Origin of the sequence: Reyranella sp. (assembly GCF_965229815.1) — a bacterium.
Taxonomy (GTDB): Bacteria; Pseudomonadota; Alphaproteobacteria; order Reyranellales; family Reyranellaceae; genus Reyranella.
On sequence record NZ_CBDDJN010000006.1, the window covers coordinates 3,241,152 to 3,257,439 of the forward strand.

General features: G+C 70.3%; 15 protein-coding genes. 4 read left to right on the forward strand and 11 right to left on the reverse strand.

Annotated features, from left to right (window positions below):
- Positions 1-17 precede the first annotated feature (17 nt).
- Positions 18-776 (forward strand): SDR family NAD(P)-dependent oxidoreductase, encoded by a 759-nt coding sequence (locus tag ACO073_RS26980; protein ID WP_422001937.1) that lies wholly within the window; start codon positions 18-20, stop codon positions 774-776.
- 329 nt (positions 777-1,105) lie between these two features.
- Here the strand turns inward: ACO073_RS26980 and ade are convergent, their stop codons facing one another.
- The 3 genes from ade to ACO073_RS26995 form a co-directional block, all read right to left on the reverse strand.
- Entirely contained in the window at positions 1,106-2,821 is a 1,716-nt protein-coding gene (gene ade, locus ACO073_RS26985; protein WP_422001939.1) for an adenine deaminase, read from the reverse strand.
- Positions 2,822-2,883: 62 nt separating this feature from the next.
- The gene (locus tag ACO073_RS26990) at positions 2,884-3,483 is read right to left on the reverse strand and encodes a TetR/AcrR family transcriptional regulator (protein ID WP_422001941.1); all 600 of its coding nucleotides are present in this window, start codon (positions 3,481-3,483) and stop codon (positions 2,884-2,886) included.
- Positions 3,483-3,917, reverse strand: a complete 435-nt coding sequence (locus ACO073_RS26995) for an ester cyclase (protein WP_422001943.1) — start codon at positions 3,915-3,917, stop codon at positions 3,483-3,485. Before ACO073_RS26995 ends, ACO073_RS26990 begins: the two co-directional genes overlap by 1 nt.
- 207 nt (positions 3,918-4,124) lie before the next feature.
- Here ACO073_RS26995 and ACO073_RS27000 point away from each other — a divergent pair, with 207 nt between their 5' ends.
- Entirely contained in the window at positions 4,125-5,090 is a 966-nt protein-coding gene (locus ACO073_RS27000; protein ID WP_422001945.1) for a Bug family tripartite tricarboxylate transporter substrate binding protein, read from the forward strand.
- A 69-nt stretch (positions 5,091-5,159) separates the two neighbouring features.
- Here ACO073_RS27000 and dctP read toward each other — a convergent pair whose 3' ends face one another.
- The 7 genes from dctP to ACO073_RS27035 all read right to left on the reverse strand — a co-directional run bounded on the left by dctP (position 5,160) and on the right by ACO073_RS27035 (position 12,879).
- Positions 5,160-6,194, reverse strand: a complete 1,035-nt coding sequence (gene dctP, locus ACO073_RS27005; protein WP_422001947.1) for a TRAP transporter substrate-binding protein DctP — start codon at positions 6,192-6,194, stop codon at positions 5,160-5,162.
- A gap of 34 nt (positions 6,195-6,228) precedes the next feature.
- Positions 6,229-7,533, reverse strand: a complete 1,305-nt coding sequence (locus ACO073_RS27010) for a TRAP transporter large permease (RefSeq protein WP_422001949.1) — start codon at positions 7,531-7,533, stop codon at positions 6,229-6,231.
- A 9-nt stretch (positions 7,534-7,542) separates the two neighbouring features.
- Positions 7,543-8,172 carry a TRAP transporter small permease subunit gene (locus ACO073_RS27015; RefSeq protein WP_422001951.1) on the reverse strand — a complete coding sequence of 210 codons (630 nt, stop codon included), beginning with the start codon at positions 8,170-8,172 and terminating at the stop codon, positions 7,543-7,545.
- Positions 8,173-8,431: 259 nt separating this feature from the next.
- Positions 8,432-9,304, reverse strand: coding sequence for a carboxylating nicotinate-nucleotide diphosphorylase (nadC, locus tag ACO073_RS27020; protein ID WP_422001953.1), 873 nt, complete (start codon positions 9,302-9,304; stop codon positions 8,432-8,434).
- 3 nt (positions 9,305-9,307) lie between these two features.
- The gene (locus tag ACO073_RS27025; protein ID WP_422001954.1) at positions 9,308-10,870 is read right to left on the reverse strand and encodes an L-aspartate oxidase; all 1,563 of its coding nucleotides are present in this window, start codon (positions 10,868-10,870) and stop codon (positions 9,308-9,310) included.
- Positions 10,871-10,880: 10 nt separating this feature from the next.
- The gene (nadA, locus tag ACO073_RS27030; protein ID WP_422001956.1) at positions 10,881-11,855 is read right to left on the reverse strand and encodes a quinolinate synthase NadA; all 975 of its coding nucleotides are present in this window, start codon (positions 11,853-11,855) and stop codon (positions 10,881-10,883) included.
- A 103-nt stretch (positions 11,856-11,958) separates the two neighbouring features.
- Entirely contained in the window at positions 11,959-12,879 is a 921-nt protein-coding gene (locus ACO073_RS27035) for an NUDIX hydrolase (RefSeq protein ID WP_422001958.1), read from the reverse strand.
- 78 nt (positions 12,880-12,957) lie between these two features.
- On the opposite strand from ACO073_RS27035, the gene ACO073_RS27040 reads away from it, so the two are divergent.
- Together ACO073_RS27040 and alsS are read left to right on the forward strand one after the other, a co-directional pair.
- Entirely contained in the window at positions 12,958-13,422 is a 465-nt protein-coding gene (locus tag ACO073_RS27040; protein WP_422001960.1) for a carboxymuconolactone decarboxylase family protein, read from the forward strand.
- The gene (gene alsS / locus ACO073_RS27045; protein ID WP_422001962.1) at positions 13,419-15,077 is read left to right on the forward strand and encodes an acetolactate synthase AlsS; all 1,659 of its coding nucleotides are present in this window, start codon (positions 13,419-13,421) and stop codon (positions 15,075-15,077) included. The genes ACO073_RS27040 and alsS overlap by 4 nt, the downstream gene beginning before the upstream one ends.
- A 13-nt stretch (positions 15,078-15,090) precedes the next feature.
- On the opposite strand, the gene ACO073_RS27050 is transcribed toward alsS, so the two are convergent.
- Positions 15,091-16,269, reverse strand: a complete 1,179-nt coding sequence (locus ACO073_RS27050; protein ID WP_422001964.1) for a 3-hydroxybenzoate 6-monooxygenase — start codon at positions 16,267-16,269, stop codon at positions 15,091-15,093.
- Positions 16,270-16,288: the final 19 nt, after the last annotated feature.

The following is a 16,288-nucleotide window of genomic DNA, read 5'->3' on the forward strand; positions in this document are numbered from 1 at the left end:
ACAGTGAGGGAGAAGCGATGAAGCGTCTGGCTGGCAAGACCGCCCTGATCACGGGCGCCTCCTCCGGCATCGGCCGCGCCATCGCCCGCAGGTTCGCGGAGGAAGGCGCCATCCTGCTGCTGATGGACGTCACGGAAACGGTGCGCGAGGGCGGCGAGCCGACCCATCGCGAGCTCGGCGTTCCGTTCTTCCAGGGCGACGTGTCGAGCGAGGCCGACGCCGCGGAGGCGGTCCGGCGCGCCGCCGCCCCGACCGGCCGGCTGGACATCGTCGTCAACGACGCCGTCTACAATATCGGCGGCAAGCTCGCCGACACCAGCCTCGACGAATGGAACCGCAGCATCGAGGTCAACCTGACCGGCGTCTTCCTGATGTGCCGCGCCGCGGTCCGTCGCATGCAGGGCCAGGAAATCCGCAACGAAGTGCGCGGGCGCATCGTCAACATCTCGTCCCAGCACGGCATGATCGCCGCGCCGGAGGCGGTCGCCTACGGAACGACCAAGGCCGGCGTCGTCTACCTGACGCGCCAGGTCGCCGTCGACTATGCCAAGGAGAACATCGTCTGCAACGCCGTCGCGCCGGGCAAGATCCTGACCGGCAAGACCGGCCGCGCCATCGAGCCGCGCTGGATCGACTACAGCCATGCCCGCACGCCGCTGCCGCGACTCGGCCGCTCCGAGGACGTCGCCAACGCCGTGCTGTTCCTCGCCTCCGACGAGGCGACCTTCATCACCGGCGAGAACCTGATGGTCGACGGCGGCTGGATGGCCGGTTAGAGCGGTCATGACATGGGTCGCCCCCTTGCCGGGGGCGCGCCACTCCGCCGGAGCGCGGACCTCCAGGTCCGCTCATGATCATGATGCGGACCTGGAGGTCCGCGCTCCAAAGACGCGCCACCCCCGTGAGGGGGAGAGGAGCATGAGGAACGCATTCTTTCGCTCCCGACGCACGCCGCTGCGATAACTTCACACGCTCGGAGTGGCGTGCCCCCAGCAAGACGGAGTCATCGAGCTTTAGAGCGGCTTGCGATAATCGCATTCCTCGACGTGACGTACCGCGCAGGCGCCGATCGTTACCTTCGTCTTGTCTCGACGTTGAGCTCCCGTCAGACCAGCGCGAAGCGGTCGACGTCGACCAGGCCGCGGTCGGTGATCCTGAGATGCGGGATCACCGGCAGGGCGAGGAAGGCCATCTGCAGGAAGGGCTCGTGAAGCGGCGTGCCCATGGCGGCGACGGCCGCGCGCAGGCGGCGCAGCCCCTGCTCGACCTCCTCGAAGGGGCGGTCGCTCATCAGGCCGGCGATCGGCAGGGCGAGTTCGGCCGTCACGTTCCCGTCGACGGCCGCGACGAAGCCGCCCCGCAGGGCGATCAGCCGGTTGACGGCGGTCGCCATGTCCGCGTCGTTGCAGCCGATGACACAGATATTGTGGCTGTCGTGGCCGATCGACGAGGCGATGGCGCCGCGCGTGATGCCGAAGCCGGTGACGAAGCCCAGGCCGACGCCGCCGTGGCGGCCGTGGCGCTCGAGGACCGCCACCTTGAGGAGATCGCGCCCGAGGTCGGCCACGACGGCGCCGTCGCGGACGGCGAGCTCGAACTCCCGCCGGTCGGTCAGGATCTGCCCGGGCCGGATGCCGATCACCGGCGAGGCGACGGGACCACCGACCGCCGGCATGCGGAACGTGGCGGCGCTCACCGGCGCGCGCTTCACCGAATCGGGGCCGACCAGCGGCACGTCGGGCCGCGCCCGGAAACGGTCGGGCGTCACCGGCGTGCCGCGGCAGATGACGGAGTGGACCCGGCAGGTCGCGAGGTCCTCGAGCAGCACGAGATCGGCACGCTGGCCGGGCGCCACGAGGCCGCGGTCGACCAGACCGAAGTGCCGCGCCGCCGACCAGGTCGCCGCCCGATAGACGTCGAGCGGCCGCACGCCCCGGCCGATCGCGGCGCGGATCAGGTGGTCGACATGGCCTTCCTCGGCAATGTCGAGCGGATTGCGATCGTCGGTGCAGAGCGACAGGAACGGCGCACGCTCGGTCGTGATCAGCTCGGCCAGGGCGGCCAGGTCCTTGGACACCGTGCCCTCGCGCACCAGGATCTGCATCCCCTTGGCGAGCTTCTCGCGCGCCTCGGCTGCCGAGGTCGTCTCGTGGCAGTTGCGCACGCCGGCGGCGATGTAGGCGTTGAGGTCGTAGGAGGAGAGCAGCGGCGAATGGCCGTCGATCTGAACGTCGGAGAAGGCGGCGAGCTTGGCCAGCACGCCGGGATCCTTGGCCAGCACGCCCGGCACGTTCATGAACTCCGCGAGGCCCAGCACCTTGGGGTGGTGCTTGAACGGCAGCAGGTCGGCGGCCTCGAGCGTCGCGCCCGACGTCTCGAGATGGGTGGCCGGCACGCACGACGAGAGCTGCACGCGCAGGTCCATGACCGTGACGGCGGCGCAGTCGAGGAAGTACTTCAGCCCCGTGATGCCCAGCACGTTGCAGATCTCGTGGGGATCGCAGATGGCCGTCGTCGTTCCGCGCGGCACGACGCAGCGGTCGAACTCGAGCGGCGACACCAGGGTCGATTCGCAATGGACGTGGCTGTCGATGAAGCCAGGCACGGCGACCAGGCCGCGCCCGTCGATCTCCAGGGCGCCGTGATAGGTCTCGTGCGTGCCCACGATGCGATCGCCGGCGATCGCGATGTCCCCCGTCGCCACCTCGCCGGAAGTGAGGTCGAGGATGCCCACGGACTTGACCACGACGTCGGCCGGCGCCTTGCCGCGCGCCTGGTCGATGATGTCGGCGAGGCGGGATTCGCTGAGCTTCTCTCTCATCGTCCCCCGCTTATAGCCGATTTATGTCGTGCTGATGGCGCGGCCCGCGGCGCCCCGGCCGGTCAGCGGCGGGCCGCCTCGACCAGCGCGCGGATCGCCCAGCGCTTCACCCGCCGCGCCTCGCCATCGTCGAGCTGCAGCACGTCCTTGAACACGACCATCGCCTCCGTTCCGACCACCAGCGCCAGCGCCTTGGCCAGCAGGTCGACGGAGGCCGGCTTGAATTGCCGGCGCGCCGGCTCGAGCGCCGCCTCGATCAATGGCGTGCGCCGGTTCTGACGCAGCGGCGTGCCGCCCTCGACCTCGCCGCGCGCCGCACGCTGCAGGGCATTGGCCAGCATCAACCGCAGACCGGGCTCGTTGGCCGAGATCATCTCCTGCAGCGCCGCGTCGACCTTCTCCAGCCGTGCCACCGGGTCGGTCGACGGGCTGCCTTCGAACAGCGTCGCGGCATCGGGCGTCACGACGTCCAGCGCAGCCTCGGCCAGCAGCGTCTCGGTGCTGGGGAAATAGCGGTAGGCGGTGGCGCGCGACACCAGCGCCGCTTCCGCGACCTCGTCGACGGTGGGCCGCCGGCCCTGCTTCATCAGCTCGGACGCGGCGTGGAGCAGGTCCTTCCGCGTGCGCCTCTTCTGGTTGGCGCGCCCCACCGGCCGGGCCATCAGGCGGCGGACGAAGGCGGCGCGAGCTGCTGGAGGATCGAGGCGAGGTCCAGCCAGACATTCTCCCGGCGGATCTCGCCGGATTCCGCGAACTCGACGACGTGCAGGAGCCGGAACGACAGCGGACGGTTGGCGCCCTCCAGCCCGAAGGGACGGCCGACCGCGCGGCCCGACCACACCGATTCGTCGACCAGGAAGTCCGGGCCGTACAGCCGCCGGGTGCAATCGATCCTGCCATCCGCCAGGTCGGCGAACAGCGTCTCGTAGAAGCCGCGCGCCGCCGGGCGCCCGCGGGTCGGACCGGTCGGCCAGCCGACGATGTCGTGATCGACGTCGGCCGACAGCGTGCCGAGCACGCCCTCGACGTCGTCGGTCGCCTCGAAGTGGAAGTGCTCGTCCATCCTGCGGTCCATGTCCTGCCGGCTGAGCGCCATGATGAGTCTCCTCGAATGAGATGCAGGCCGTTTAATGAGACGATTATCTCATGTCAAGTCGCTCATCCCATGGATAGGTGGACCGCCCGATCCTGACGCCGAAATGAAGGCGCCCGTTCGGCTGGCGATGTGGCGACCCTGGCCGGCCCTTCCCGCTTCTTCCGGCGGCGCTGTAGGTTGGCCGCCTTCAACCAAGAGGAAGCGTTCATGATCAATCGTCGCGCCGTCGTCGCCGGCTCGATCGCCAGCCTGGCGATGCCGGCCGTGGTCCGGGCCCAGTCGGCCCAGCCCGTCCGGCTCGTCGTTCCCTACGGTCCGGGCGGGTCGACCGACACGGCGGGCCGGGTGCTCGCCGAGCGGATGGCGAGCGACCTCGGCCGCACCATCGTCGTCGAGAACCGGCCGGGCGGCGGCACCATGGTGGGCATGCTGAACGTCGCCAAGAGCAAGCCCGACGGCAACAGCCTGCTGGTGATGACGACGACCGCGGCGCTCCTGCCGGCGTTCGACGTGCCGCTGCAGGTCGAGCCGCAGAAGGACCTGGCGGCGGTGAGCCAGCTCGCCGACATCCCGTGCGTGCTGGCGGTGAACGCGAACAATCCCGCCAAGACCTTCGCGGAGTTCATCGACTGGGTGAAGGCGCAGCCCGGGCCGGTCCACTACTCGACCTCGTCGAGCGGCGGCCTGCCCCATCTGTGGGGCGAGCTGATCGCCACCCGCACCGGCGGCAAGCTGCAGCACATTCCCTACAAGGCCGCCGCCGAGGCGCTACGCGACGCCGTGGCCGGCCATGTCCCGGCCTTCGTCGACGTGACGACGCCGGTCGACGGCCAGATCAACGCCGGCACCATGCGCGGCCTGATCTGCGGCGCGCCGCAACGGGTGGCCAACGTGTCGAGCGTGCCGACGGCCCGCGAGCTCGGCGTCCCCGAGCTGGAGGCCGCCGTCTATTTCGGCGTCGCCACGACCGCCGGAACGCCGGCCGACGTCATTGCCGCCTGGAATACCGCCATCAACGCCGCGCTCAAGGACGAGACGGTGCGGACCCGCCTGACGGGGCTCGGTTTCGTGCCGACCGGCGGGACGGCGGACGCCTATACACAGCGCCTCGCGGCCGAGACGGTGCGTTGGCGCAAGGTCATCAAGGCCGCCAAGATCCCGCCGCCGGTCTGAGCCGCCGGCGCCGCTCGTCGGGAATGGCCGGCGGTCCCAGTGCCGCCGGCCGATGCTTGCTACGAACGCTCAGTTCGTCTTGCTCTGCGCCGCCTTCGCCTCCTTGAGGACGAACTCGAGCGCCTGCTGCGCGGGCAGGCCCTTGGCCTTGCCGTCGGCCACCCACTTTTCCCAGACCGGCTTGCCGGCCTTGTCGATGAACGGCTGCAGCGTCTCGGGCGTGAAGGTGATGCGCTCCAGCGTCTTGTCGAACAGCGGGATGTTGCGCTCGTCGGCCTTGCGGTAGACCTCCTTGGCGACGCGGTAGAATTCGGGCCTGGCGTCGTCCATGAGCTTCTTGTACGGCGCCGGCAGCTTGGCGTAGGCCGACTGCGAGAACACCCAGGCATTGTTCACGATGCCGAAGTTCATGCCCATCGTGTACCACTTCGACACTTCGTAGAGCTTGTAGGCGGCGAAGGCATAGGAGAACGGGAACGACGCCGCCTGGAAGGTGCCGCGTTCCAGCGCGGTATAGACCTCCGGCGCCGGCACCGAGGTCGGCACCGCGCCGATCGTGCGCATGGCGTCGCCACCGGGCCCCAGGGCGCGCACGCGCATGCCCTTCCAGTCATCGAGGGTCTTGGGCGCCTTGCCCGTGCCCATGAACTCGTACGGCGGCAGCAGCGCGGCGTACAGCGCCACGCCGTTGAAGCGCGCCAGCTCCTTCTTGGCAGGCTCCCAGTTGTAGAAGGCGGTCTGGACCTTCTCGTAGGCGTCGAGGTTGGGGATCGGCAGGTACGGCAGGTCGAGCGCCAGGTGCAGCGGCGTCTTGCCCGGCGTGTAGCCGAAGGCCACCAGGCCGCCGTGGATCGCCTCGATCTTGAGCGAATCGAGGACCGACTTGGCCGGCGCGATCGATTCGCCGTAGTGCAGCTTCAGCGTGAACTTGCCGCCGGTCTTTTCGTCGAGGTACTTGGCGAGGAACTCGATCGGCGCGGTGACCTCGCGTGGCGGCCCGTAGATCGCGATGTCCCACACGACCTTCTCCTGGGCGTTCGCCGCGGGCGCGAGCAGCAGCGCGGCCGCGGCGATGGCCGCCATCCTCCTCTTGATCAATGCCATGGTTTCCTCCTGTTTTCCGGTCTTGTCGTGGTCGTCATCCGGGAGACATGCTCTCGGGCAGGAACGTCGCGATCTCGGGAAAGGCGATCAGCAGGGCGATGGTCAGGCAGTCGGCGACGACGAACGGCCAGATGCCGGCGAACACCGTGGTGAGCGGAATGTCCGGTCTCACGCCGTTGACCACGAAGCAGTTCAGGCCGACCGGCGGCGTCACCAGGCCGATCTCGACCATCTTGACGATGACGATGCCGAACCAGATCGGGTCGTAGCCGAGCTTGAGGATGATCGGGAAAACGACGGGCAGGGTCAGCAACAGCATGCCGATCCCGTCGAGGAACATGCCGAGCACGAAGTACAGGCCGAGGATCATCAGCAGGATGGCCAGGCGCGGCACGTGCAGGCCGCCGATCCATTCCGAGACGGTCGTCGGAACGCCGGTGAAGCCGAGGAAGCGGACCAGGATGAGGATGCTCCAGATGATCGTGAAGATCATCACGGTGAGCTTCGAGGTCTCGCGGATCGCCTCCCAGATCGCGGCCAGCTTCGTGCGGTGCGCCAGGGCCAGCACGAACATGATGAAGGCACCGGCGCCGCCCACCTCGGTCGGCGTCATCCAGCCGGTATAGAGTCCGCCCAGGATGATGCCGATGACGGCGAGGATGCCCCATGTCTGGCCGAGCGAGCGCATCTTCTCGCGGAAGTCGACGGCCGGCATCGGCGTCGCGAGCTTGGGGTCGATCTTGCACCAGAAGATGATGATCAGCGCGTAGTTTACCGCGGAGATGGCGCCGGGAATGAAACCCGCCAGCAGGAGCGCGCCGACCGACTGCTCGACGATGATGCCGTAGATCACCAGGATGGCGCTGGGCGGGATCAGCGACGCCAGCGTGCCGCCGGCGGCGACCGTCGCGGCGGCCAGCCGCTTGTCGTAGCCGTAGCGCAGCATCTCGGGGATGGCGACGCGGGAGAACACCGCCGCCGAGGCCGTGCTGGCGCCGGACACCGCGCCGAAGCCCGCCGCCGCGAACACCGTCGCCACCGCGAGGCCGCCGGGCAGCCGGCCCAGCCAGCAGCGCGCGGCGTAGAACGCGCCCTGGGTCAGGCCGGCGTGGAAGGCGAGATAGCCGATGAGGATGAACATCGGCAGGACCGACAGCGTGTAGTGCGTCGACTCGGAATAGGCCAGCAGGCCCGAGAGGCCGGTGCCGGGCGCCCAGCCGCGCACCGCGATCAGGCCGAGCACGCCGGTGATGCCGGCGGCGAAGGCGATGCGCACGCCGAGCAGGGTGAGAAGGATGACGCCGCCGCAGGCGAAGAAGCCGGCTGTCAGGGGATCCATGGCGGGCCCTCAGCGGCCGTTGGCGGGGCCGGAGCCGCCGTCGATCCTGCCCAGGACTTCGCGGATCTGGTCCTGCGCGACGTCCTCGACATGCTTCACCACCGGTACCGCCCAGGGCGGCGCGTCCGGCAACACGACCAGCCGCAGATAGCCCCACAGGTTGACCAGCAGGCGGAGTTCCAGCAGCGCCAGCGCGATCGGCACGACCAGCTTGGAGGGCCACACCGCGACATGGGCGTCGAGCGTCTCGTCGCCCAGGGAATACGAGCGCCAGGCATCCTGGGCGCTCGCCCAGACGATGATGCCCACGTAGACGACCGCCACCAGCACGGCGACGGATTCGACGACCCACAGCAGGCGTCCCTTGAGGTTGGCCACCACGAGGTCCATGCGCACATGACCGCCCTGGCGCTGGCAGAAGGCCGCGCCCATGAAGGCGAACACGACCATGCCGACCTCGATATAGTCGATGGCGCCCGGCACCGGACTGTTGAACAGGCGGCGGCCCAGCACCTCGGCCATCGTCAGCCACATCAGGGCGAAGATGAAAAGCCCGCCAATGTCGTTGAAGAGGTTCTCCACGCGCCCCAGCGCGCGATCGACCGCAAGCAGGAAGCTGCCGTCGTCTCCCGTACTCACCGAACGCTCCATCGTCCCCCCAACCCGAAACTCGACAGGGGGCACCACAGGAACGCGCATGACGAGCATCACGCGACGCAACCGATCGGGCGCAACCGGCGCCCTGCCTCCCAGTACCCGCTTTTCTTGATCTTGTTCCGACCCGCCTGACGGCCGGCCTACGCACGAGGACGCTACGCTACCACTCGAAACGAGGCGCGGATGTTCTGCGGGTTGGCGATCCGAGTCAACCGGATCGGCGGGATCGGCAGGCCTGCGTTCAGGCGGCGGCCCGTGTCGCCGCGCCGTCCCGCCAGTCGAGGCCGATGTCCAGGACCTGCGCGCTGTGGGTCAGCCAGCCAGCCGAGATCAGGTCGACGCCGCTCGCCGCGATGGCGGGCGCCGTTGCCGGCGTGATGCGGCCGGAGGCCTCGGCGATCGCCCGGCCGCCGATCCGGCGCACCGCCTCGGCCAGCATGTCGGGCCCCATATTGTCGAGCAGCACCGCGTCGGCGCGCCCGGCGAGCGCCTCGTCGAGCTGGTCGAGCCGGTCGATCTCGATCTCGATCTTCACGAGATGGCCGATGCCCGCGCGTGCCGCCCGGATCGCCGCGCCGACTCCGCCCGCCGCCGCGACGTGGTTGTCCTTGATCAGCACGGCATCGTCGAGGCCGAAGCGGTGATTGACGCCGCCGCCGGCACGCACCGCGTACTTCTGCAGCGCCCGCAGCCCCGGCATCGTCTTGCGCGTGCAGCAGATCCGCGCCTTGTGGCCGCGCACCGCGTCAACCAGCGTCGCCGTCGCCGAGGCCACGCCGCTCAGATGGCCGAGGAAGTTGAGCGCCACCCGTTCGGCCGTGAGCATGCCGCGGGCGGGACCGGCGATGGTGGCGATGCGGTCGCCTGGCGTCACCCGGCTGCCGTCGGGACGCTCGACGACCATCTCGATCGCCGGGTCGACCAGGCGAAAGGCGAGCGCCGCCGCGTCGAGCCCGGCGACGATCCCGGCCTGCCGCGCCACCAGGGCGGTTTCCGCCCGTAGCCCGGCCGGCACGATGGCGTCGGTCGTAAGGTCGCCGGCCCGACCCAGGTCTTCCAGCAGGGCGGCGCGCACCGGCGCCTCGATCATCAGCAGGGGCAAGGAGGTGAGCATGGTTCAGGCTCCGGCAGCAGCGGTTTGGCGAACGGGGGTGACAGGTGCGGTGCGGCAGACGAGCCGGCTGCCGGTATCGTGGACGCGCAGCAGCAGGCGGCACGCCCAGCCCGGCGAACGGCCGGGAAAGTCGGTGCGATGGTGGCCACCGCGTGTTTCCTCGCGCGCGAGCGCGGCCGTCGCGATCATCAGCGCCACCAGGGCGGGATCGGCTGAAGCACCGCCGGCGAACGCCTGCGGCTGAAGCCCGGCAACGGCCGCGTCGAGGCCGGCGCGGTCGCGCCCGACGCCCAGCGACGCGCTCACGAGGGCGCGGAGGCTTTCGGCGCGCGGCGCCGGTGGAACGACGGCAGGACGCGGGCCGGGCAGCGGCGGCACCACCGCGCCCGAGAGGCTCTCGGCGACCGCGCCCGCCCCGACCACCGCCTCGAGCAGCGAGTTGCTGGCCAGCCGGTTGGCGCCGTGCAACCCCGTCGACGCGACCTCGCCACAGGCCCACAGGCCCGGCACGTCGGTACGGCCCTCGGCATCCACGACGACTCCGCCCATGTGGTAGTGCGCGGCAGGCCGCACCGGCAGGGGCTCGCGCGCGGGATCGAGCCCGGCCGCGCGGCAGTGTGCGGCGATGGCGGGAAAGCGCGCGGCAAAGCCCGCTCCCAGCGCCGACCTTGCATCCAGGAAGACCAGATGGCCCGCGGCCAGGTGGCCGGCGACGGCGCGCGAGACGACATCGCGCGGCTCGAGTTCGGCCCGGCCGTTGCCGGCCATGAAGCGGGCTCCCGTCTCGTCGATCAGCACGGCGCCCTCGCCCCGCACCGCCTCGCTGACCAGGGGCATCGGATCGCGGCCGACGTCGAGCGCGGTGGGATGGAACTGCACGAACTCCATGTCGGCCAGGGTCGCGCCGGCTCGCGCCGCGAGCGCCACGCCCTGGCCGATGGCGCCCAGCGGGTTGGTCGTGTGCTCGAACAGGCCACCCAGCCCGCCGCAGGCCAGCACGACCCGTCGGGTCGGCAGAAGGCAGGCGCCGCTCGGGCTGGCCGCCAGAACGCCGGCGATGCCGCTGCCATCGACCAGGAGGCGGCGCACCTCCAGGCCTTCGATGACGGTGATCGAGGGTGTTGCCCTGATCGCTGCGACCAGCGCCCGGACGATCGCCGCTCCCGACCCATCGCCTGCGACATGGACGATGCGCCGCCGGCTGTGCGCTGCCTCGAGGCCGAGCGCCAGCCGGTCCATCGCATCCCGGTCGAAGCGGACGCCGTACGCTTCCAGCCGCGCGATGGCGGCCGGCGCCGCCGCCGTCACGGCGGCCACGACGGCGGGATCGCAGAGCCCGTCGCCCGACGCCAGCGTATCGGCGGCATGGCGGTCGGGCCCGTCGTCGTCGCCCAGGGCGGCCGCGATGCCGCCCTGCGCCCAGGCGGACGCGGCACCCTCGCCCAGCGGGAGGCTCGCCAGCAGCACGACCGGTTGCGGCGCCAGGCGGAGGGCGGTCATCAGCCCGGCCAGGCCGCCGCCCACGATGACGGGTCGGCCGGCCAGCTCGTTGCGCATCGTCTCCATGGCCAACCCCTCAGCGCACGGCCAGCATGCGCTCGACGGCGCGACGGGCCGGCGCCGCGACGGCAGGATCGATGGTCACCTCGTGCTGCATCGTCTCGAGCGCGCGGCGAATCCCGGGCAGCGTGATCCGCTTCATGTGCGGGCAGAGATTGCAGGGCCGCACGAACTCGATGCCGGGATTGGCGGCGGCGATATTGTCGCTCATCGAGCATTCGGTCATCAGGACCACGCGGGCTGGGCGTTCGCGGGTGACGTAGTCGGCCATCGCCGCGGTCGAGCCGGCGAAGTCGGCGACCTCGACAACCGACGGCGGACATTCCGGATGGGCCAGAACGACGATCCCGGGATGGCCCTCGCGCAGCTGCCGGATGTCGGCGGCGGTGAAGCGCTCGTGCACCTCGCAGTGGCCGGCCCAGGAGACAATCTCGACGTCGGTCTCGCGCGCGACGTTCTGCGCCAGGTACTCGTCGGGCAGCATGATGACCCGCTTCACCCCCAGGCTCTCGACGACCTTGCGGGCATTGCCCGAGGTGCAGCAGATGTCGCTCTCGGCCTTCACCGCGGCCGAGGTGTTGACGTAGGTCACGACCGGCACGCCGGGCCAGCGCTGGCGCAGCAGGCGGACATCCTCGGCCGTGATCGACTCGGCCAGCGAGCAGCCGGCGCGCAGGTCGGGGATAAGCACCTGCTTGGCGGGATTGAGGAGCTTGGCGGTCTCGGCCATGAAGTGCACGCCGGCCAGCACGATCACGTCGGCATCGGCGCGCATCGCCTCGCGGGCGAGCGCCAGGCTGTCGCCGACGATGTCGGCGACGCCGTGGAAGATCTCCGGCGTCTGGTAGTTGTGCGCCAGGATGACGGCGTTGCGCGCGCGCTTGAGGTCGAGGATCGCCTCGACGTCGGGTGCGAATTCGGACCACTCGGCCGGCAGGATGACCGACTTCACGCGCTCGTAGCGCTGCAGGGTTTCGGCGGAAACAGACATGGCGACCTCTTTTGCTCCGTCTGAGCATTGTTATGCTAGACATGAGCAAAAGGGTTCGTCAAGGGCCGCGGACGCTGGATGCCGCCAGGATGTGGATGGAAATCTATGAGCGGGAGAGTGGAAGCTTCGAGCCGGCGACGGCGCGCTCGGCCACGATCTCGCGGCGGAAGCGGAAAAGCTTGGCGGGGCGGCCGCCGGTGCCGGACGTCATCGCGCCGGTCTCCTCGACCAGGCCCTGCTGCTCGATCAGGCGGCGGAAATTCTGCTTGTGCAGCGAGCGTCCGGCCAGCGCCTCGACCGCGCGCTGGAGCTGCCCCAGCGTGAAGTCGCGCGGCATCAGCTCGAACACGACGGGCCGGTACTTGATCTTGGCGCGCAGGCGGGCGAGGCCGGTCGCCAGGATGCGCCGGTGATCGTAGTGCATCGGCTCGCCGGGGATGGGATCGGCGACCCGCTTGCGCGCGCGCGTCCCCGCCTCGGGCACCAGCCCGGCCTCGTAGAGGAGCTCGTAGCGCTGCAGCACCTGCTCCTCGTTCCAGCCCGCCAAGTCGAAATTTCCGTCGACGCGCTGCCGGCGATCCCGCCGGACCGTGTCGGACGCGGCGTCCACCCAGGCCTTGAGGCGCGGCAGCAGCGCGCGGGTCAGCAGGCGCGGCGGCCCGTCCCGCCAGTCCTCCCAGGGAAAGTAGCGGTAGATGTTCTGCCATCCCGGCTCGTGCTGGCCCGCCTCGGCGCGTTCGCGCGTCAGGCCGAGGTAGGAGATCGAGACGATGCGATAGCCCTGGGTCGATTCGCGGTAGCGGTCGGCGAATGTGTAGAGCTGCTCGACATAGCCGAGCGGATGGTGCGTCTGGCGCTCGACCCAGGCCCGCAGGCCGGTCTGCAAGGTCGGATGGTCCGTCTCGAAGGGTCCCGACGGCAGGAGCGCGCCGTCCTCCAAGGTGAGGACCTGGGGTTGCTCCGCGATCAGGGCAATGAGGACGGCGTTGAGCTCGACGGCGACGGGACGGGGACCTGGAGGCATCGCATCCATTATGCCCGTTCTTTTCCGTCTCCGCCCGGTGCACAGTGCCCGCCCGGCCCAGTCAACGGAGGCAACGGCATGGCGCGACGCAAGGCCACGACCCACGACGAGAACTCCCCGGAATACCAGCGCGGCATGGCCCAGATCCGCAAGCAGCTCGGCCCCATGGCGGATTCCTACATCCGCAATATCAAGGCGCTGGCGCCGGAATTCGCCTGGGTAAACGTCACCTTCCCGTTCGGCGAGCTCTACCCGCGCGACGTCATCGACCTCAAGACCCGCGAGCTCTGCACCGTGGCCGCGCTGACCGTGCAGGGCTTCTCCCTCCCCGAGCTCAAGCTGCACATCAAGGCGGCGCTGCGCTGCGGCGCCTCGCGCGCCGAGGTGGGCGAGATCATCACGCAGATGATCGCCTATTGCGGCTTCCCGGCCGCGACCAACGCCCTCATGACCATGAAGCAGGTGTTCGAGGAGCTGGATGCGGCCGCCAAACCCGCGCGTCGAAAGAACCAGAAGGCAGCAGCCAAGCGGAGGCGAGCATGAGCGGCAAGCAGAGCGGCGCGCAGCTGCTGGTCCGGACCCTCGAGGCCCAGGGCGTCGAACATGTCTTCGGCATCCCGGGCGCCAAGATCGACCCGGTGTTCAATGCCCTGCTCGATTCGCCGATCAAGACCGTGGTCTGCCGGCACGAGCAGAACGCCGCCTTCATCGCAGGCGGCATGGGGCGCATCACGGGCAAGGCCGGCGTGGTGCTCGTGACGTCGGGTCCCGGCTGCTCGAACCTCGTGACAGGCCTCGCGACCGCCAATACCGAGGGCGATCCGATCGTGGCGCTGGGCGGCGCGGTGCCGATCGCCGACCGGCTGAAGCAGACCCATCAGTCGATGGACACGGTCGCGATGTTCCGGCCGGTGACCAAGTATGCCGCCGAGATCGATGCCGGCGACGCGGTCTCCGAGGCCCTCGCCACCGCCTTCCGTGCCGCCGAATCGGGCCGGCCGGGCGCGGCCTTCCTCAGCCTGCCGAAGGACGTGATGAAGGGGCCCGCGCCCGACGAAGTGCTGACGCCCGCCCGCTGCCCGGCCCTGGGGCCGGCCGATGCCGGCGCGATCGCCGAGGCGGCGCGACTGATCGAGGCGGCCGAGCGCCCGGTCGTGGTGCTGGGCATGCTGGCGAGCCAGCCCGCGGCCGCAAACGCCATCCGCGCCTTGCTGGTGCAGAAGAAGCTCGCCATCGCCGGCACGTTCCAGGCGGCGGGCGTGGTGCCGCGCGAGCATGTCGACTGCTTCGGCGGCCGCGTCGGCCTGTTCCACAACCAGCCGGCCGACCGGCTGCTCGATGCGGCGGACCTCGTGCTGACCATCGGCTTCGATCCCGTCGAGTACGACCCGGCCCTGTGGAACGCCGGCCGCACCCGCAAGCTCATCCACCTCGACTGCGTGCCGGCCGATCCCGACCGCCACTACCGGCCCGACCTCGAGCTGCTGGGCGACATAGCGGCCACGCTGTGGGCGCTGGCGCCGCTCCTGAAGGCCCGCCCCCGCCCCGCCCAGGCCGACCTGCTGGCCGAGATCGCCGCCGAGCGGACGCGCGCGGCGGCGGAGGCGGTCCGGCATGCCGGCATGCCGGTTCATCCGATGCGGATCGTCCAGGCGCTGCAGGCCATCGTCGACCAGGACACGACGCTCTGCGTCGACATGGGCTCGTTCCACATCTGGCTGGCCCGTCACCTGCTTGCCCACCGGCCGCGCCAGATCCTGATCAGCAACGGCCAGCAGACCCTGGGCGTCGGCCTGCCCTGGGCGATCGGCGCCTGCCTCGCCGATCCCGGGCGCAAGGTCGTCTCCGTCTCGGGCGATGGCGGCTTCCTGTTCTCGGCCGTCGAGCTGGAGACCGCCGTGCGCCTGAAGTGCAACTTCGTGCACATCGTCTGGATCGACGGCCACTACGACATGGTGCGCTTCCAGGAGATGGCGGCCTACGGCCGCGATTCGGGCGTGACGTTCGGGCCGGTCGACGTCGTGAAGTTCGCCGAATCGATGGGCGCCCGCGGCTTCGCCGTCACCTCGCCCGACGAGGTGGCGCCGGTGCTCGCCAAGGCAATGGCGATGGAAGGGCCGGTGCTGATCGGCGTGCCCGTCGACTACAGCGGGAACCAGGCGCTGATGGCGGCGCTGCATCCCGACGTCATCCACTGACGCCGGACGCGCTTCAGTCGAGACCGTTGCCGCCGTAGAGCCAGTCGAGCGTGTCGAGCCAGTCGGCCTGGCTTCGCGCGCTCATGATGGCGTTGCGCAACGCGGCATGCGGCCCGGCCGGGTGGTAGACATGGTCGCCCATGGCCCGCGACATGAGCTGCACGCGGGTCGTGCGCAGCACGCGACGGTCGCGATAGGCGGCGAGGCCGGAATCGAGGGCCTCCGTCCGCGCCAGCGAATCGGCGAGGCAGACCGCGTCCTCCATCGCCATGCAGGCGCCCTGGGCCATGTACTGCAGCATCGGATGCGCGGCGTCGCCCAGCAGCGCCACGCGGCCGTCGATCCAGCGGTCGGTCGGATCGCGGTCGCAGAGCACCCACATCCGCCAGTCGCGACCGTGATGGATGATCGACTGGGCACGCGCGCAGACATGGGCGAAGCCCTGCCGCACCGTCTCGGTCGCCACCGGCTGGCCGGCCACGGGCTCGGGCGCGTCGCTGTGGTAGGTGACCACGAGGTTGAACACCTTCCAGCCCGACAGCGGATAGTGGACGATGTGGCACTTGGGGCCGGCCCACAGCGTGGCGGCGTTCCAGCGCAGGTCCTCGGGCATGTGCTCGGTCGGGATCACGGAACGGTAGGTCGTGTGGCCCGAGACGCGCGGCGCGCCGTCGGCCGCCACCTGCCGGCGCACCGCCGACCACAGGCCGTCGGCGCCGACCAGGGCGGTCCCGCGGACTGTCTCGCCGCCGGCCAGCCGCGCCGCCACGCCATTCTCGTCCTGGTCGTAGCCCGTGACCTCGGCGCGGGTGCGCAGCTCGATCAGCGCATGGTCGCGGCAGCCGCGCAGCAGGACGCCGTGCAGGTCGCCGCGATGGACGACCGCGTAGGGATTGCCGAAGCGGGCGCGAAAGGCCTCGCCGAGGTCGATATGGGTGATTTCGCCATCGACCAGCGCGTCCATCAGGCGGAGCTGGTCGATGTAGACGGCCATGCCGCGCGCCGCCTCGCCGACACCCAGCCGGTCGAAGGAATGGAAGGCGTTGGGACCGAGCTGGATGCCGGCGCCGATCTCGCCCAGCTCGGCGGCCTTCTCGAGAACCAGCGACGGGATGCCCTTCTGGGCCAGGGCGAGCGCCGCGGCGAGGCCGCCGATGCCGCCGCCGGCGATGAGGATCTTCTGTCCGGTCATGTGCGCCCGTCACCCCGAG